This window comes from Mesorhizobium sp. DxT, from assembly GCF_058448885.1.
The window spans coordinates 126076-142821 of the sequence record NZ_JBZFLJ010000010.1; the positions used below are offsets into that span (position 1 = coordinate 126076).

Consider the following 16746-nt stretch of genomic DNA (forward strand, 5'->3'; position numbering starts at 1 on the left):
TCATGGACATCGTCAAACTTGCCATACGCAACGCAAGACTGACCCTCTCGGTCCTTCTGTTTCTGATCATCGCTGGCGCTCTCGCCTACCAGTCGGTGCCAAAGGAAGCCGAGCCCGACGTTGCGATCCCGATCATTTATGTGAGCCTTACCTACCAGGGCATCTCTCCGGAAGATTCAGAGCGTCTGCTGCTGCGGCCTGTCGAGACCAAGCTCAAGACGATCAAGGGCGTCAAGGAAATGCGCTCCTCCGCCTATCAGGGCGGCGGCTTCGTGTTGCTTGAGTTCGACCCCTCGACCGACCTGAAGACAGCGCTGGACGACACCCGCAGCAAGGTCGACGACGCCCGGGGTGACATTCCTCAGGGCGCGGACGAGCCGACGGTTCACGAGGTCAACGTTTCCGAGTTCCCCGTGCTGGTCGTCACGCTTTCCGGCCATGTGCCCGAGCGTGTGCTGACCAAGGCAGCACGCGAGCTGCGCGACCGCATGGAAGAAATTCCGGGCGTGCTGGAAGCCTCGCTGCAGGGCGCGCGCGACGATCTTGTCGAGGTCGTGATCGACCCGATGAAGCTTTCGTCCTACGGCCTCCGCCTCGACCAGATGATCCAGTCCATCGGGGCCTCCAACAGCCTTGTGGCAGCCGGCGCTCTCGAGGGCGACGAGGGCAAGTTTGCCGTCAAGGTGCCCTCGCTGATCGAGACTGTCGAGGACGTTGCCAACCTGCCGATCGTCGCCGGCCCCAATGCCGTGGTGCGCGCGCAGGATCTCGCCACCATCCGCTCGACCTACAAGGACGCCGAGACGATAACGCGCATCAATGGCGCGCCGGCGATCGCAATTGAGGTCAAGAAGCGCACCGGTGCCAACATCGTCGACACCATCAACGGCGCGAAGGCACTCGCGGATCAGTTTGCGGCCGAGTTGCCGGAAGGCATGACCGTCACCTACACCCAGGACAAGTCGGTCTTCGTCAACCAGCTCCTGAACGACCTTCAGAACCACGTGCTCATCGCGGTCATCCTGGTCTTCATCATCATTCTTTACTCGCTGTCCGGCCGCTCCTCGATGCTGATCGGACTTGCAATCCCGTCCTCATTCCTGATGGGCATCCTGGCGCTGGCGATGATGGGCTACACGATCAACATGATCGTGCTGTTCAGTCTCATCCTTGCCGTGGGCATGCTGGTGGACGACGCGATCATCGTCACCGAGTTCGCGGAACGGCGGATGTCGGAAGGCATGCCGCGCGAGCAGGCGTTCGAGCTGGCGGCCAAGCGCATGGCGGGTCCTGTGATCGCGGCGACGATGACGCGTATCGCAGCGTTCTCGCCGCTGCTGTTCTGGCCCGGCATCGTCGGCGACTTCATGAAGTACATGCCGATCACACTGATCGTCACGCTCGCAGCCTCGATGCTCTATGCGCTGGTCTTTACCCCGACGCTCGGGGCCATGTTCGCCAAGGCGCATGTCGAGCCGGAAGGCTCCCATCGCGACGGCTGGTATATGGCGATCGTCAAGCAGGCGGTGCGCTTCCCGGCCACCGTGCTGGTCCTGACGGTGGGCCTGCTCGCCGGTGTCTTCTACTCCTACTCGCAATACGGCGCCGGCGTGGAATTCTTCCCGAGCGTGGAGCCCGACTACGGCTTGCTGTACGTGCACGCCCGCGGCAATCTCTCGCTGGCAGAGATGGACGCCGCGACGAGCGAGGCCGAAAGCCGTCTGCTTGGCTGGCCGGGCATCGAATCCGTCTATACCCGCGTCGGCAAGACGCAGGGCGGAGGTCAGGACATCCCCGAGGATGTCGTCGGCGTCATCCAGTACGAGTTCGTCGACTGGCGCGAGCGTAAGTCCGCCAACGCCATCCTCGATGACCTGCGCGTTGCGATGGCTGGCATTCCCGGCGTCGACGTTGAGGTGCGCGTGCCCGATGCGGGCCCACCAACCGGCAAGCCTATTCAGGTTCGCCTGTCGGCTACCGATCCCCAGAACCTCAATGACCATGCGCGTGACGTGGCCGCAAAGATCGCCCAGGTGCCCGGTGTGATCGACATCTCGGACGGACTGCCGCCACCCGGCGTCGACTGGGCACTGGAAGTCGACCGCACCAAGGCCGCCCAATACGGCATCAGCCCTTCCTCCGTCGGCACCGTCGTCCAGCTTGTCACCACCGGACTCAAGCTGACCGACTATCGCCCTGCCGGGGCCGACGATGCGGTGGATATTCGCCTGCGCCTGCCCGAGGATCGCCGCACGCTGTCGACGCTCGACCAGCTCCGCGTCGAGACCGCGCAGGGTTCGGTGCCGATCTCGAATTTCGTCTCCCGCGTTGCCGAGCCGCGCACCGGTATCCTGTCGCGTATCGACGGCCAGCGCACGATCGTGGTGCAGGCCAATGTCGGCCATGGCTTCCAGGTAGCCGAAGTCCAGGCACAGGTGGCCGAGGCCGTCGGCGGCATGGAGCTCGCCGGCACGAACTGGAAACTCGCCGGCTCCAGCCAGGAGAGTGACGAGGCCAGTGCGTTCCTCGCAAACGCTTTCGGCGCGGCGATCTTCCTGATCTTCATCGTGCTACTGGCGCAGTTCAACAAGTTCACCAGCGTGTTCCTGGTTCTGATGACGGTGGTCATGTCCACCATCGGCGTGTTCCTCGGATTGCTGCTGACCGGCCAGACCTTCGGCATCGTGATGTCGGGTATCGGCGTCATCGCGCTTGCTGGTGTGGTGGTGAACAACAACATCGTGCTCATCGACACCTATGACCGTCTTCGCGAGGAAGGCTGGTCGAAAATGGACGCGGTGCTGCAGACCTGCCGCGAACGCGCGCGTCCGGTGGTTCTCACCGCCGTCTCGGCGATCATGGGCGTGCTGCCGATCGCCTTCGGTCTCGGGCTGGAGCTGTTCCACCACGAAACGACGATCAACGCGCCGTCGACGCAATGGTGGATTTCGCTGTCGAGCGCCATTGTCTACGGCCTCGCCTTCGCAACCGTGCTGACGCTCGTCGTGACGCCCGCGGCCCTGATGGTGTTCACCCGCGACAAGCGACCGGAAGGCCAGCGCAGCCTGCTGTCGCGCCTATTCAGGCGCGACAAGGGCGGCACGGTCGAGACGAAGGATGTCGACGGTAAGCCTGCCATCGCAAACGATGAAGGCGTGGCCTACCCCAAGGCCGCCGAATAAGGAAAAGGCGCCTCCGGATCATCACGGGGGCGCCAACCGTCCTGCCGGGAACCAATCCCCTCCAAGCAGCATTTATGTCGTGTTTCACGCCACTATGCGAAGGGGACCATCATGTCGCTCGGCACAATTCTCATCATCATCCTGATATTGATCCTGCTCGGCGCCGTGCCGGCATGGCCGCACTCGCGCGGTTGGGGCTATGGCCCGTCCGGCATTCTCGGCGTGGTGCTGGTGATCGTGTTGATCCTAGTGCTGATGGGCAGGATCTGACCCTGCCCACATGACAGTACCTACTCGGCGGGCTGGTGAGCCACGAAGTCCGCCGAGCGGGCAAGCCCCGCCATGAGGCTCACCACCACCAGCAGCCCCGACAGCGCGACGAATATGAGGGCAAAGCCGACGCGCTCGCCCAGAAAGCCGATCGCCGAGGGCGCAACCAGAATGCCCGAATAGCCCATTGTGGTAACCACGCTCATGCCGGTGCCGGATTCGATGCCGTCCTGGTTTCCGGCCGCCGAGAAGGCGATCGGCACCATGTTGGCAATGCCGAGCCCCGAGAACGCGAAAGCCGCAATCGCAAGCCATGCATGCGGCGCCAGTCCCGCGACCAGCATTCCCGCAGCAGCGATGAGGGCCGAGACCCGCAACGTGGTAACGGCGCCGAAGCGGTTCCGGACACCGTCTCCCAGGAACCGCATAGCAGCCATCGTCGCCGAGAACGCGGCAAACGCGAACCCTGCCGTCGCAATGTCGCTGCCCATCTCCTGCTGAAGGTAGAGGGCGGCCCAGTCCAGCACAGCCCCTTCCGGGATCATCGAGAACAGCGCCATGAAGCCGACAAGATAGACGAGCGGATTCGAAGGCCATGAAAAGCGCGCATGCTCCTGCGCTGCCGGCCGCTCGCCCTCCACCAGCATGCCGATTGCCACGGCCACGATGGCAAATACCACGATAGTGACCATGCCTGCGTGCGCGAGGTGGCCAACGGACTGGATGATGAGCCCGCCGCTCGCGCCGCCCGCAAAGCCGCCGAGGCTCCAGAAGCCGTGCGAAGACGACATCACGGCGCGGCCGAGGCGCTTCTCGACCACGACGGCATTGGTGTTCATGGCCACATCCATTGCGCCGATCACGCCGCCAAGGAAGAACATGGCGGGCGCTATCAGCCAGAGGTTGTTGGCCAGAGCCACCAACAAAAGCGCGAAAGAAGACAGTACCGCAAACACCCGCAGGATCGCGCGCGAGCCGTGCCGAGCCATCAGATAGCCGCACCAGGGCATCGCGACCAGCGCCCCCAGCCCGAACACGAGGATCAACAGACCTAGCGTCGTCTCGGTGATGCCGAGGCGCGAGAGCACCAGCGGAATCTGCGGTGCCCAGCTGCCGATGATAAATCCATTGGCGAAAAACATCGCAGCAACCGCAAGGCGGCCGCGTTGGGCGGCAAGTTTCGTATCCGTCGTCATTGATTTCCGCATCCTGATCAATCGCAGGCGAAACTAAATCGATTTAATCGACAGTCAAGGCCATGTAGGCGCAGAAAGATTGGACCAGAATGCAGCAGGCGGCTTGTGGAAAAGCGGATTGCCACAAAGCCGACCAAACGCAGCCACATTCCGGTTCCATGGAACTAGGCAAAAGGAGAGGGGCATAGCCGCCTGCGCGCTCGTGCAGGCAGGCGGGTTTGGGCACCATATCGCCCACATGGAGAACAGCGTGAAGAGTCCCTTCAAGTTCAAGCAAGTCCAGCAGCCTTTTCTCGCACCTCTCGGGTCCCGCTCGCGCGTCCCTCGTCTTCCGCGTCTGTCACGCGAAACGTGGGCCGAACTTCCCGCCTCCGCCGCGCCGATCGCCGTGACCCTTGTCGGCGGGCTGGCACTGATCGTGTTGTTGGGAACGTTCCTGGGTCGCGAGGCCGGCAAGGATCACAGTCAGCCTGCTGTGGTTTCGGCCAGCGTGTCGGATGTCGAGCAGCCGGCGGCACAAGCCAGCCCGGTCGCAGCGCAACCCGAGACATCCGGCGCGTCCGGTACACCCGATCAGAATGTTGTTGCGGCAGCCGCAGGAAAACCGGCCGTTCCGTCGGTCGAATCTGCCGGCCAGTTGCTGGAACCGGTTACCTTGGCTGGCAGCGGCAGTGCATTCCAGCCGGATCCGGGGCGCACCTCGTCGATATTGCCAGCCAAGCCCGGCATCTCGGCCTTTGCACCTTCAGTGCCCGTCGCGGAGTCGGAAGACGAGATTGCCAAGCTCGAAGCGATCCAGCGCCGCGAGGTCGAGGCCGATGTCGGAGCCCCCTCCGAAGAAGAAACCGCATCGATCGGCGCCATCGGCGCGTCTTCAATGCAGCAGGCCACCACCACGCGCTATGTGAATATGCGTTCGGGACCTGCCGACGACTCGGAAGTGCTGCTGGTTGTACCCGCGCTGGAAAAGATCGAGGCCGAGACGGACTGCGATTGGTGCTCAGTCCGATATGACGGTCGCACCGGCTACATCTACAAGACATTCCTCAGCTACGAGTGACCGGACGGCGGCCAAGCCGCCATCCCGGTACGCTCCGCACCCGCCGAAGGCAATTGGGCAGCGCTGGATAGCTAGGCGTACACCACCAGCAGATCCTTGGCGTCGATCTGGTCGCCAGCCTTCACCAGCACTTCGACGATTTCGCCGTCGCGTTCGGCATGAAGCGCCGTCTCCATCTTCATGGCCTCGATGGACAACAACACGTCGCCGGCCTTGACCGTCTGCCCCGCATTGGCAGCCACGGTCGAGACCACGCCCGGCATCGGCGCACCGACATGCGCGGCGTTACCCGGCTCGGCCTTGCGCCTCGCCTTGCCGTTGGAAGCGCCATGCGCGCGGTCGGGCACCTTGATGCGGCGCGGCTGGCCATTCAGCTCGAAGAACACGGTGACCATGCCCTTCTCGTCGGTCTCGCCGATGGCCAGGCAGCGGATCACGAGCGTCTTGCCACGCTCGATGTCGACGAAGATCTCGTCCTCCTGCTCCATCCCGTAGAAATAGGATGGCGTCGGCAGCACACTGACAGGGCCATACTCTTCCTGCGCGGCGGCAAAGTCGCTGAACACCTTGGGGTACATCAGCCAGGATGCGAATTCCGCATCCGAAAGCGGCCGCTCCAGCTTCTCCTCGATTTCCTTGCGGTCCTTTTTGAGGTCGGCCGGTGCGAGCAGCGATCCCGGACGCACGGTGATCGGCTTATCGTTCTTCAGCGCCTTCTTCTGCAGCGCGGCGGGCCAGCCACCGGGCGACTGCCCGAGATCGCCGCGCAGCATCGAGATCACCGAATCCGGGAAGGCGATGTCGCGGGCGGGATTCTCGACGTCGGCGACGCTCAGGTCCTGGCTCACCATCATCAGCGCCATGTCACCGACGACCTTGGACGACGGCGTCACCTTGACGATGTCGCCGAACATGAGATTGACGTCGTGATAGGCCTGCGCCACCTCATGCCAGCGTGTTTCCAATCCCAGCGAACGTGCCTGCTCCTTGAGGTTGGTGAACTGCCCGCCCGGCATCTCGTGCAGATAGACTTCCGACGCCGGTCCCTTGAGGTCGCTCTCGAACGCGGCGTACTGGTTGCGCACCGCCTCCCAGTAAAACGAAATCTTCCTGATCCACTCGGGGTCGAGCCCCGGGTCGCGCGCGTCGCCACGCAGCGCCTCGACGATCGAGCCGAGGCAAGGCTGGGAGGTATTGCCGGAAAAGGAATCCATGGCCGCATCGACCGCATCCACACCCGCCTCGACCGCAGCGAGCACGGTTGCAGCCGCGATGCCGCTGGTGTCGTGCGTATGGAAGTGGATCGGCAGGTCGGTCGCCTCGCGCAGCGCCTTGAACAGTGCCTTTGCCGCGGTCGGCTTCAAAAGCCCCGCCATGTCCTTGACCGCGATGATATGCGCGCCGGCCTGCTCCAGTTCCTGCGTCAGCGAGACATAATAGTTCAGGTCGTATTTGGCGCGGTCCGGGTCGAGGATGTCGCCGGTGTAGCAGATGGCCGCCTCGCAGAGCTTGCCTTCCTCACGCACGGCATCCATCGAGACGCGCATGTTCTCCACCCAGTTCAGGCAGTCGAACACGCGGAAGAGATCGATCCCTCCAGCGGCCGCTTCCTTGACGAAATAGCGCACGACATTGTCGGGATAGTTGGTGTAGCCGACGCCGTTCGCGCCGCGCAGCAACATCTGCAGCAGAAGGTTGGGTGCTGCCTCCCGCACCAGTGAGAGCCGCTCCCACGGGTCCTCCGTGAGGAACCGCATCGCAACGTCGAACGTGGCCCCACCCCAGCATTCGAGAGAGAGAAGCTGCGGCAGCGCGCGCGCATAGACGCCGGCGATGCCGGCGATGTCGTGCGTGCGCACGCGTGTCGCCAGCAGCGACTGGTGGCCGTCGCGCATTGTGGTGTCGGTCATGAGCACGCGCGTTTGTGCACGCATCCATTTCGCGAAACCGTCGGCACCCAGTTCGTCGAATGTCTGCTTGCTGCCATTCGGGATCGGCGCGTCGACGTAGGGCACGCGCGGCGGGGCGGCTTCGGCATTGGGTCTCGGCCGGCCCCGCGTTTCCGGATGACCGTTGACGCTCACATCGGCCAGATAGTTCAGCAGCTTGGTCGCGCGGTCCTGCCGCTTGACCTGGCTGAACAGTTCCGGCGTCGTGTCGATGAACTTGGTGGTGTATGTGTTGTCGCGGAACTTCTCGTGGCCGATGATGGCTTCCAGAAAGGTGAGGTTGGTCGCCACGCCGCGGATACGGAACTCGCGCAGCGCGCGGTCCATCCGTGCGATCGCCTCTTCGGCGGTGGGCGCCCAGGCCGTGACCTTTTCCAGCAGCGGGTCGTAGAACCGCGTGATGACGGCGCCTGAATAGGCCGTGCCTCCATCGAGCCGTATGCCGAAACCCGTCGCGCCGCGATAGGCGGTGATGCGGCCGTAGTCGGGGATGAAGTTCTGCTCCGGGTCTTCCGTCGTTATCCGACACTGCAGGGCATGGCCATGGAGCTTGATGTCTCCCTGTGCAGGAACGCCCGACGCAGGCGTGCCGATGGCTTCGCCTTCGAGGATGTGGATCTGCGCCTTGACGATGTCGATGCCCGTCACCTCCTCGGTGACGGTGTGCTCGACCTGGATGCGTGGGTTGACCTCGATGAAGTAGAACTTGCCGGTATCGGCATCCATCAGGAATTCGACCGTGCCCGCGCCGACATAGTCGGTGGCCTCGGCGATCTTCAGTGCATAGCCGCAAAGCTCGGCGCGACGTTCGTTGTCGAGATAGGGCGCCGGGGCGCGTTCCACGACCTTCTGGTTGCGGCGCTGGATCGAGCAGTCGCGCTCGAACAGATGCACCGCATTGCCATGTGTGTCGCCCAGCACCTGCACTTCCACGTGGCGCGCGCGCTCCACGAGCTTTTCGAGATAGACCTCGTCTTTGCCGAACGCCGCCTTCGCCTCGCGCTTGGCTTCCGTAACCTCGCGGGCCAGGTCTTCCTCCGCGCGGATCGCGCGCATGCCGCGTCCGCCGCCGCCCCAGGAGGCTTTCAGCATGACCGGATAACCGATCTCGGCCGCCATCTTTCTGACCGCCTCCATGTCGTCCGGCAACGGTTCCGTCGCCGGCACGACCGGGACGCCGACCTCGACGGCCAGATTACGCGCAGCAACCTTGTTGCCCAGGCGCCGCATGGTCTCCGGCGACGGGCCGATGAATGTGATGCCAGCTTCGGCACAGGCCTCCGCGAATTCAGGGCTTTCAGACAGAAGGCCGTAGCCGGGGTGGATGGCGTCGACACCCGCCTGCCTGGCGACTCGGATGACCTCATCGATCGAAAGGTAGCTCTCGATGGGGCCAAGGTCCTTGGCGAGATGCGGCCCGCGCCCGATCGGATAGCTCTCGTCTGCCTTGAACCTGTGAAGCGAATATTTATCTTCTTCCGCCCAGATGGCGACGGTTTTGATGCCCAGCTCATTGGCTGCGCGGAACACGCGGATGGCGATCTCGGAGCGGTTGGCGACGAGCAGCTTCCTGATCTTCAAAGGTGGCTCTCCGTTGGTGCTGGTAGGACGATCTGCTTTCCTTAGCGGTAATTTGCTGCACTGCAAACCTCAAGCTGAAGCAAGATTCGTTCGTCTTGCAACGCGAAACGGCCCGGCGCTTGCGCGCCGGGCCGCTCGACACCGATTAATCGAGTGTCTTACTGCTCGAGATAGTCGTAGCTGCCGTCTTTCCACTCATAGAAGACGTAGCCGGGCAACGTCACGTCGCCCTTGTCGTCAAACTCTAGTTCGCCGAGCACCGTGTTGAACTTGCCGTCGTTCAGCGCCGTCACGATCGGGTCGAAGTCGGTCGAGCCAGCCGTGGTTGCAGCCTCAGCCCATGCCTGGACAGCGGCGTATGTGTAGAGCACGTAGCCTTCCGGCTCGACGCCCTTGGCGCGGAACTTCTCAACGAGCGGCGCTGCGTCGGGGTTCTTGCGCGGATCCGGCGAGAAGGTCATCAGCGTGCCTTCGCCTGCGTCGCCCGTGATCGCCCAATACTCGTCGGTGACAAGAGCGTCGCCAGACACCAACACGGTGTCCATGCCCTGCTCTTTCATCTGGCGCATCATCAGGCCGGCCTCGGTGTGGTAGCCGCCGACATAGAGGACGCCAACGCCCTCGGCCTTCAGCTTGGAGACGAGCGCCGTGTAGTCCTTTTCACCGGCGGTGTAGGCTTCGTAAAGCGCCGGCGTGCCGCCCGCAGCCTCGTAAGCTGCCATGGTGGCGTCGGCGAGACCCTTGCCGTAAGCGGTCTTGTCGTGGACGAAAGCGACCTTCTTGTCGCCGAAGTTCTCGACGAGGAACGCGCCTGCAACGTCGCCCTGCTGATCGTCGCGACCGCAGACACGGAAGACGCCATCGCCCGGACGCTCGTCGGTGAAGGTCGGGTTGGTCGAAGCCGGCGAGATCTGGACGATGCCTTCCTCGGCATAAACGGACGAAGCCGGGATCGAGGAGCCGGAGCAGAAGTGACCGGCCATGAAGACCACGCCTTCGCCCGCCGCCTGGTTGGCGACCGCGACTGCCTGCTTCGGATCGCACGCATCGTCGCCGACGAAGAGCTTCAGCATCTCGCCGTTGACGCCGCCGGCGGCGTTGATGTCTTCCACGGCCTGCTCGGCGCCAGCCTTCATCTGCTCACCGAACGCCGCGTACTGCCCGGTCATCGGACCTGCGGTGCCGATGAGGATCTCCGCAAGCGCGGGGGTGGAGAATGCGAAGCTGAGCGCAACGCCCGCCAAGAGTGCTTTTTTCATGATTGCTCCCATTAACACCTGACAAACCGGCGCCGGCGAGGTTGGTGTCGAATGCCCCTGCCCGGCGGCATGCGGGTGTTCCCTACCCGCTTGAACCGACATAAAAGCCCAATTTCCCGTTGAGATAAAGGCTTTTACGCCGAACTTTCGGCGCCGCAGCAGACAGCGGCGGTCTTGCCGTTCGGCAAGGTTAACCGGCCTGCGTTCGACCGAGAAAACCATACTGCCTCGCCATCTGCTTGGATCGCGTCACCCGGAAGCCGATCGTGGCGATGACCAGCAGCACCACGAGGTCGACGAGATAATAATAGGGCGAGAGCAGCGTTCCGCTGAACAACGCGAAGTGGATGAAGCGCGTCGCCGCGGCAAGCAGCACCATATAGGCAATGATATGCCCCGTCCCCAGCCATGAATTCGCGAGCGCCCTTCCCGTCATGTAAGCTGCCGCCCCGGCCAGCAACACCGTGACGAAGACGAACTCCCAGATCGTGACTTCCCAGATCAGCGTGTTCTGATTTTCCATTGTTCGCCCCTCAGTGCCTTCCGCCTTCGAGATAGGCGGCACGCACCTCCTCGCGCTTCAACAGTTCGGCGCCCGTTCCGCTCATCGTGATGTTGCCGTTGACCATGACATAGCCGCGATGCGCCAGCTTAAGCGCATGGAACGCATTCTGCTCGACCAGAAAGACCGTCAGGCCCTCGGTGCGGTTGAGCTCCTTCACAGCCTCGAAGATCTGCTTCACGATCAGCGGCGCGAGCCCCAGCGACGGTTCGTCCAGCAGCAGAAGTTTCGGACGGCTCATCAGAGCGCGTGCGATAGCCAGCATCTGTTGTTCGCCGCCAGAGAGCGTTCCGCCACGCTGCGCGGCGCGCTCCTTGAGCCTGGGGAACAGTTCGTAGACCTTGCGCAGGTCGTCGTCGAAGTGCTCCGGAGCGACGAGCTGCGCGCCCATCTGCAGGTTTTCCAGAACCGTCATGCGCGGGAATATGCGCCGCCCCTCGGGGGACTGAGCGATGCCCAGGCGCATGATCTCGTGCGTCGGCATCATGGTGATGTCCGTGCCGTCGTAGATAACCGAACCGGCGCGCGCCTGCGGGCTGCCGCATATCGTCATCATCAGCGTCGACTTGCCGGCACCGTTGGCACCGATAAGAGTGACGATCTCGCCGCGATTGACGTCGACATCGACGCCGCGCAGCGCGACGATCTTGCCGTAATAGGTCTCGACACCACGCACTGAAAGCAACGGGGTTTGCGCCGTCGTGCTCATTTCGCGCCCCCTGTCTTGCCTTTGCCGGATTTTGCCAGCGCCTTCGCCTGCTTCACCCATTCCTCACGTTCGATACGCCCGGGGAAGGCAAGGTAGGAGCCGACCCATTCAACCTCGGCCTTCTTCCACGACGCCACCTGGTCGAAGTGCCAGATGCCCAGCCCGTTGAGCTTCTTCTCGTTGACCGGGCCCACGCCCTTGATCCGCGTCAGTCTGTCCGGCCCCCCTTCCCGCGCAGCAGCAAGGCCGCTCGGGCGCTTGCCCGGATGGCTGGCGGTTTCGCGGTCAGCGGTCTCGGCCGTTTCCGCAACCGCGGCGGCGGCAGGCACGGTGGCCGCCTTGATGCCGACGTCCTTTGCAGCATTCTCGCCGATCGCCTCGACGACCAGAGACGCGACCTCGGGGACCGCTTCGATTTCCTCGTCCTCGACGCCGAGATAGGCGGCGATGACGCTCGGGTCGTTGCGCACGAAATCGGCGTCGCCGTCGGAAATCTTCACGCCATAGTCGAGTACGACGATGTGATCGGAAATCTCCATCACCACGCCCATGTCGTGCTCGATGAGCAGGATGGACGTCTCGTGATTGGCGCGGATGAACTGCAGCAGTTCGTTCAGTTCGGCCGATTCGCGCGGATTGAGGCCGGCGGCCGGCTCGTCGAGACACAGGAGCTGCGGCTCGGTGCACATCGCCCGCGCGATCTCAAGGCGCCTTTGCGCGCCATAAGGCAGATCGCCGGCCGGATCGTCCGCGCGTTCGATCAGATGGACCTGCTCCAGCCAATAGACAGCCTTGTCGATCGCCGCCTGTTCCGCTTTGCGGAATGACGGAATGCCGACAATGCCGCCGAGCGTGAAACCCGACGCTTTCATCAGGACGTTGTGCTGGGCGACGAGCAGGTTTTCCAGAACCGTCATGCCGCCGAACAGACGGATGTTCTGGAAGGTTCGTGCCACTTTTGCCTGATGCGAAATCTCGAAATCCGGCATCCGCTCGAGCAGGAAGACCGCGCCTTCCCCGGTCGCCTGCCATTTCAGGCCGCCCTGGGTAAGCGTGTCGATCGCCTGTTGCTGGCGGCCCGGACCGTGGCGCATGACGATGCGCCCCTCGGTCGGTTTGTAGAAGCCGGTGACGCAATTGAAGACGGTTGTCTTGCCCGCGCCGTTGGGTCCGATCAGCGCGGTGATCTGGCCGCGCCCGACATTGAACGAAAGATCGTTGATCGCAACCAGACCTCCGAACCGCATCGTCAGATGCTCGACGGTCAGGACCGGATCCTCGTCCCACTTGGCCGGTGCGCCTTCGACCGGCTTCCTGATAGCTGCAGCGCTCATCAGTGCCCCTCGCCCTGCGCGACCATGTCCGCGCCGATTTTCTTTTTCTCCTTGAGCACGGCCGACGGTTCACGCGTCGAGATCAGTCCGCGCGGCTTCCAGACCATGATGAGCACCATGGCGAGGCCGAAGATGAGCATGCGGTACTGGGTCGGGTCGAAGCCGGGCCCGAATATCTGGCTCAGGAAGCCGATATTGCGCAGCATCTCGATGCCGCCAATCATCACGATCGAGGCGATCACGACACCGATCTGAGATCCGAGACCACCAAGCACCACGATCGCCAGGATGATCGCCGACTCCAGGAAGGTGAAGCTCTCCGGCGAGATGAACCCCTGGCGCGTGGCAAAGAACGAACCGGCAAAACCGCCGAACATCGCGCCGATGGCGAACGCCGTCAGTTTGGTGTTCGTCGTGTTGATGCCGAGCGAGCGGCAGGCGATTTCGTCCTCGCGCAAGGCTTCCCAGGCACGGCCCACGGGCAGGCGCCTCAGGCGCATCGTGACGATGTTGGTAATGATCGCAAGCAGGAAGATGATGTAATAGAGATAGACGAAACGGTGAATCGTCGAGAATTCAAGCCCGAAGAAATCGGCAAACCCGCCTTCCCCGCGCGAGAATTCAAGCCCGAAGAATGTCGGCTTCGGAATGCCGGAGATGCCGTTCGGTCCACCGGTGAATTCGTACCAGTTCAGCAGCACCACGCGGATGATCTCGCCGAAGGCAAGCGTCACGATCGCAAGATAGTCGCCGCGCAGCCTGAGCACCGGGAAGCCGAGGATCACGCCCCAGAAGGCGGCGAGCAGGCCGGCAAGCGGCAGCGCCGTCCAGAAGCCGATGAACTCGTAATGCGTCGACAGCAGCGCGAAGGAGTAGGCCCCTACCGCGTAGAAGGCGACGTAGCCGAGGTCGAGCAGGCCGGCGAGGCCAACCACGATATTCAGGCCCCAGCCGAGCATGATGTAGGTCATGATCAGGATGGCCAGGTCGATATACTGGCGCTGCTGCCCGGGGAAGAAAATGATGAAGAAGAACGGCAGAACCACCGCGAAAGCGAAGAGTGCGCGGCCGAGCCATTTTCCGAGGTCCGGCAAAGCCGTGCCCACACCCGCGCTTGCCGACAGAAGCCCGCGCGTAACCGGTTTGTCGGTGCGCCAGACGAAAAGGTTGAGCAGAAGGCGTCCGGCAAAGACGATAGCGATGGCCGAAAACCACAGCCCCCAGCGGGTGGTGACCGCAAGGCCGCCGGGCGCGATATCCGTGCGCAAGGCGAGGAAATAGAAGCCGAGCACACCGGTGAGGAATGCCGCCAGAAGCGCATCCTTGATCGATGCCTGAAAGGAATTCTCGGGATTCACGTTGGTGGAAACCGTCGACATCAGACCTTCTCCACTTCCGGTTTGCCGAGCAGGCCCGAAGGCAGGAAGATCAGCACGATGGCAAGGATCGAGAACGCCGCGACGTCTTTGTATTCAACGCTGAAATAGCCGGACCAGAAGACCTCGATCAACCCGATCAGAAGCCCGCCGAGCATGGCGCCCGGCAGCGAGCCGATACCGCCGAGCACGGCCGCGGTGAACGCCTTCACGCCGGCAAGGAAGCCGATATAGAAGTCGATCACGCCGTAGAGCAGCAGGAACATGAGACCCGCGACCGAGGCGAGCGCTGCGCCCATCACGAAAGTCAGCGAGATCGTCCGGTCTACGTTCACGCCCAGCAGCGAGGCCATCTTGCGATCCTGCTCGCAGGCGCGCTGCGCGCGGCCCAGCGAGGTCCGCGAGATGAGCAGCGTGAACAGCGTCATCAGTACCAGCGTCGTGACGATGATGATGATCTGCATGTAGGAAAGCTGGACGACGATCGCGCCGTTTTCCGTGTTGCCTTCCATCAGGGTGATGCCGCCCTGAATCTGGGGCGGCAGCGGTTTGACGCGCGCGCCCTGCGTGACCTGGACGAAATTCTGCAGAACGATCGACATGCCGATCGCGGTGATGAGCGGCGCCAGCCGGAAGGAGCCGCGCAGCGGCCTGTAGGCCAGCCGCTCCACGGTCCAGCCCCAGGCGGAGGTGAACAGCATGGACACGATCAGAACGATCAGGAGCACCACAGGCAGGAAGGCAAAACCGAGCACCGTCGTCAGCACCAGGAAGGTTGCCAGGGCGATGAACGACCCGATCATGAAGATATCTCCATGAGCAAAGTTGATCATGCCGATGATGCCGTAGACCATCGTATAGCCGATCGCGATCAGGCCATAGATGGAGCCAAGCGTCAGCCCGTTGATGAGCTGCTGGACGAAATATTCCATTGTTACGCGACCCCTCGAGGATGTCGCCGGGACGACGCATCCTTTTCTTTGGTTCCCCTAGTCCTATTATGTCGAGGCTGGATTGCAACGCTTAAATTCGGCGGCCGGACAGTTCCGGCAACGTCGAACGGCTGTGCGCTTTTTCGCCATCCGCCCCTTGGACCAAGGCGGAAGCTAGCACCGGCCCAACGCAATGTCCTTGTCTCGGCACGGCGAATATTGACGCTGCCACGCAAACAAGCGTCAAAAATGGATAGATATCGGCGTTTTCTTGCATCGCATGACGGCTCCCTGAATTGCGGTTCATGGTTGAAGCCGACCATACGCAAGGCCCTACAAAACCGAGAAACCGTGCGCGAACGGATCGCGGTCGTCGATGAAGATGGTGTTGAGCCCCGTCATGCGTGCCCAGCCGCCGATCGACGGCACGATTGCCGGCCGGCCGGCCACCTGTGTCTCCTTTTCCACCCTGCCCTTGAACAGCGAACCGATGATCGACTCGTGTACGAAATCGTCGCCTTGCTTCAGCCTGCCCTTGGCATGCAGTTGCGCCATGCGGGCGGACGTGCCGGTGCCACAGGGCGAACGGTCGATGGCCTTGTCGCCATAGAAGACCGCGTTGCGGGCATCGGCCCCTTCGACCGTCGGCGCTCCCGTCCATAGTATATGGGTGAGCCGGTTGATTTCCGGATTGTCCGGATGCGCGAACTCATAGCGTTCGTTCAGCCTCTGTCGCAGCACCGGGCTCCATGCGATCAGCGAGCCAGCGGAATACGCCGCCATATCGGAGAAATTCTGCTGTGGCTCGACGATCGCATAGAAATTGCCGCCATAGGCGACATCCACGACGAGACGGCCGAGGTCCGGACAATCCACCTCCAGCCCCTCGGCGTAAAGGAAGGAAGGAACGTTGGTGATGCGCACCTCCTCCACATATTGCCCTTCCTGGCGATACTCGGCCACGACGAGCCCCGCCGGCGTATCGAGGCGCAGCATGCCCGGTGTCTTCGGCGTCACCAGCCCGTGCTCGATGGCCATGGTGACGGTGCCGATCGTGCCGTGACCGCACATCGGCAGGCACCCCGATGTCTCGATGAACAGGATCGCGATGTCGCAATCCTCGCGCGTCGGCGGGTAGAGGATCGAGCCGGACATCATGTCGTGGCCGCGCGGCTCGAACATCAGCCCCTTGCGGATCCAGTCGAACTCTTCGAGGAAATGTGCACGGCGCTCCATCATGGTGGTGCCGTCGAGACGCGGGCCGCCGCCGGCGACGAGCCGCACCGGGTTTCCGCAGGTATGGCCGTCGATGCAGAAAAACGAATGGCGAGCCATG

At 62.9% G+C, this 16746-nt stretch carries 12 protein-coding genes; 3 read left to right on the forward strand and 9 right to left on the reverse strand.

Going from position 1 to position 16746, the window contains the following annotated elements; genetic code table 11:
• Positions 1 to 2 precede the first annotated feature (2 nt).
• Both ACVJNE_RS18635 and ACVJNE_RS18640 read left to right on the forward strand, forming a co-directional pair.
• Positions 3 to 3182 carry an efflux RND transporter permease subunit gene (locus ACVJNE_RS18635; protein ID WP_499567994.1) on the forward strand — a complete coding sequence of 1060 codons (3180 nt, stop codon included), beginning with the start codon at positions 3 to 5 and terminating at the stop codon, positions 3180 to 3182.
• Positions 3183 to 3293: 111 nt separating this feature from the next.
• Complete coding sequence (locus ACVJNE_RS18640; protein WP_148913441.1) at positions 3294 to 3452, forward strand: DUF3309 family protein; 159 nt, start codon at positions 3294 to 3296, stop codon at positions 3450 to 3452.
• A gap of 20 nt (positions 3453 to 3472) precedes the next feature.
• Here the strand turns inward: ACVJNE_RS18640 and ACVJNE_RS18645 are convergent, their stop codons facing one another.
• Positions 3473 to 4648 carry an MFS transporter gene (locus ACVJNE_RS18645; protein ID WP_499567996.1) on the reverse strand — a complete coding sequence of 392 codons (1176 nt, stop codon included), beginning with the start codon at positions 4646 to 4648 and terminating at the stop codon, positions 3473 to 3475.
• Positions 4649 to 4898: 250 nt separating this feature from the next.
• On the opposite strand from ACVJNE_RS18645, the gene ACVJNE_RS18650 reads away from it, so the two are divergent.
• Entirely contained in the window at positions 4899 to 5708 is an 810-nt protein-coding gene (locus ACVJNE_RS18650; RefSeq protein ID WP_499567998.1) for an SH3 domain-containing protein, read from the forward strand.
• 71 nt (positions 5709 to 5779) lie between these two features.
• Here the strand turns inward: ACVJNE_RS18650 and pyc are convergent, their stop codons facing one another.
• The 8 genes from pyc to ACVJNE_RS18690 form a co-directional block, all read right to left on the reverse strand.
• On the reverse strand, positions 5780 to 9238 hold the full coding sequence (gene pyc / locus ACVJNE_RS18655) for a pyruvate carboxylase (RefSeq protein WP_499568000.1): 3459 nt from the start codon (positions 9236 to 9238) through the stop codon (positions 5780 to 5782).
• Between the two features lie 158 nt (positions 9239 to 9396).
• On the reverse strand, positions 9397 to 10497 hold the full coding sequence (locus tag ACVJNE_RS18660) for a branched-chain amino acid ABC transporter substrate-binding protein (protein WP_499568002.1): 1101 nt from the start codon (positions 10495 to 10497) through the stop codon (positions 9397 to 9399).
• Positions 10498 to 10687: 190 nt separating this feature from the next.
• Entirely contained in the window at positions 10688 to 11020 is a 333-nt protein-coding gene (locus ACVJNE_RS18665; RefSeq protein ID WP_499568004.1) for a DUF6867 family protein, read from the reverse strand.
• Positions 11021 to 11030: 10 nt separating this feature from the next.
• Positions 11031 to 11768, reverse strand: a complete 738-nt coding sequence (locus tag ACVJNE_RS18670) for an ABC transporter ATP-binding protein (RefSeq protein ID WP_499568006.1) — start codon at positions 11766 to 11768, stop codon at positions 11031 to 11033.
• Positions 11765 to 13102: an ABC transporter ATP-binding protein gene (locus ACVJNE_RS18675; RefSeq protein ID WP_499568008.1), complete on the reverse strand. Its 1338-nt coding sequence runs from the start codon at positions 13100 to 13102 to the stop codon at positions 11765 to 11767. The genes ACVJNE_RS18670 and ACVJNE_RS18675 overlap by 4 nt, the downstream gene beginning before the upstream one ends.
• Positions 13102 to 14481 (reverse strand): high-affinity branched-chain amino acid ABC transporter permease LivM, encoded by a 1380-nt coding sequence (gene livM, locus ACVJNE_RS18680; RefSeq protein ID WP_499568010.1) that lies wholly within the window; start codon positions 14479 to 14481, stop codon positions 13102 to 13104. The genes ACVJNE_RS18675 and livM overlap by 1 nt, the downstream gene beginning before the upstream one ends.
• Positions 14481 to 15410, reverse strand: a complete 930-nt coding sequence (locus ACVJNE_RS18685; protein WP_368803339.1) for an ABC transporter permease subunit — start codon at positions 15408 to 15410, stop codon at positions 14481 to 14483. Before ACVJNE_RS18685 ends, livM begins: the two co-directional genes overlap by 1 nt.
• A 333-nt stretch (positions 15411 to 15743) precedes the next feature.
• Positions 15744 to 16745, reverse strand: a complete 1002-nt coding sequence (locus ACVJNE_RS18690; RefSeq protein WP_499568012.1) for a 4-hydroxyproline epimerase — start codon at positions 16743 to 16745, stop codon at positions 15744 to 15746.
• Position 16746: the final 1 nt, after the last annotated feature.

Bases quoted from the DNA above. Each gene is read 5' to 3' on its own strand.
- ACVJNE_RS18640 (WP_148913441.1), top strand. From the start codon at position 3,294: ATGTCGCTCGGCACAATTCTCATCATCATCCTGATATTGATCCTGCTC.
- ACVJNE_RS18670 (WP_499568006.1), bottom strand. From the start codon at position 11,768: ATGAGCACGACGGCGCAAACCCCGTTGCTTTCAGTGCGTGGTGTCGAG.
- ACVJNE_RS18665 (WP_499568004.1), bottom strand. From the start codon at position 11,020: ATGGAAAATCAGAACACGCTGATCTGGGAAGTCACGATCTGGGAGTTC.
- ACVJNE_RS18685 (WP_368803339.1), bottom strand. From the start codon at position 15,410: ATGGAATATTTCGTCCAGCAGCTCATCAACGGGCTGACGCTTGGCTCC.
- ACVJNE_RS18660 (WP_499568002.1), bottom strand. From the start codon at position 10,497: ATGAAAAAAGCACTCTTGGCGGGCGTTGCGCTCAGCTTCGCATTCTCC.
- ACVJNE_RS18690 (WP_499568012.1), bottom strand. From the start codon at position 16,745: ATGGCTCGCCATTCGTTTTTCTGCATCGACGGCCATACCTGCGGAAAC.
- livM (WP_499568010.1), bottom strand. From the start codon at position 14,481: ATGTCGACGGTTTCCACCAACGTGAATCCCGAGAATTCCTTTCAGGCA.
- ACVJNE_RS18645 (WP_499567996.1), bottom strand. From the start codon at position 4,648: ATGACGACGGATACGAAACTTGCCGCCCAACGCGGCCGCCTTGCGGTT.
- ACVJNE_RS18675 (WP_499568008.1), bottom strand. From the start codon at position 13,102: ATGAGCGCTGCAGCTATCAGGAAGCCGGTCGAAGGCGCACCGGCCAAG.
- ACVJNE_RS18635 (WP_499567994.1), top strand. From the start codon at position 3: ATGGACATCGTCAAACTTGCCATACGCAACGCAAGACTGACCCTCTCG.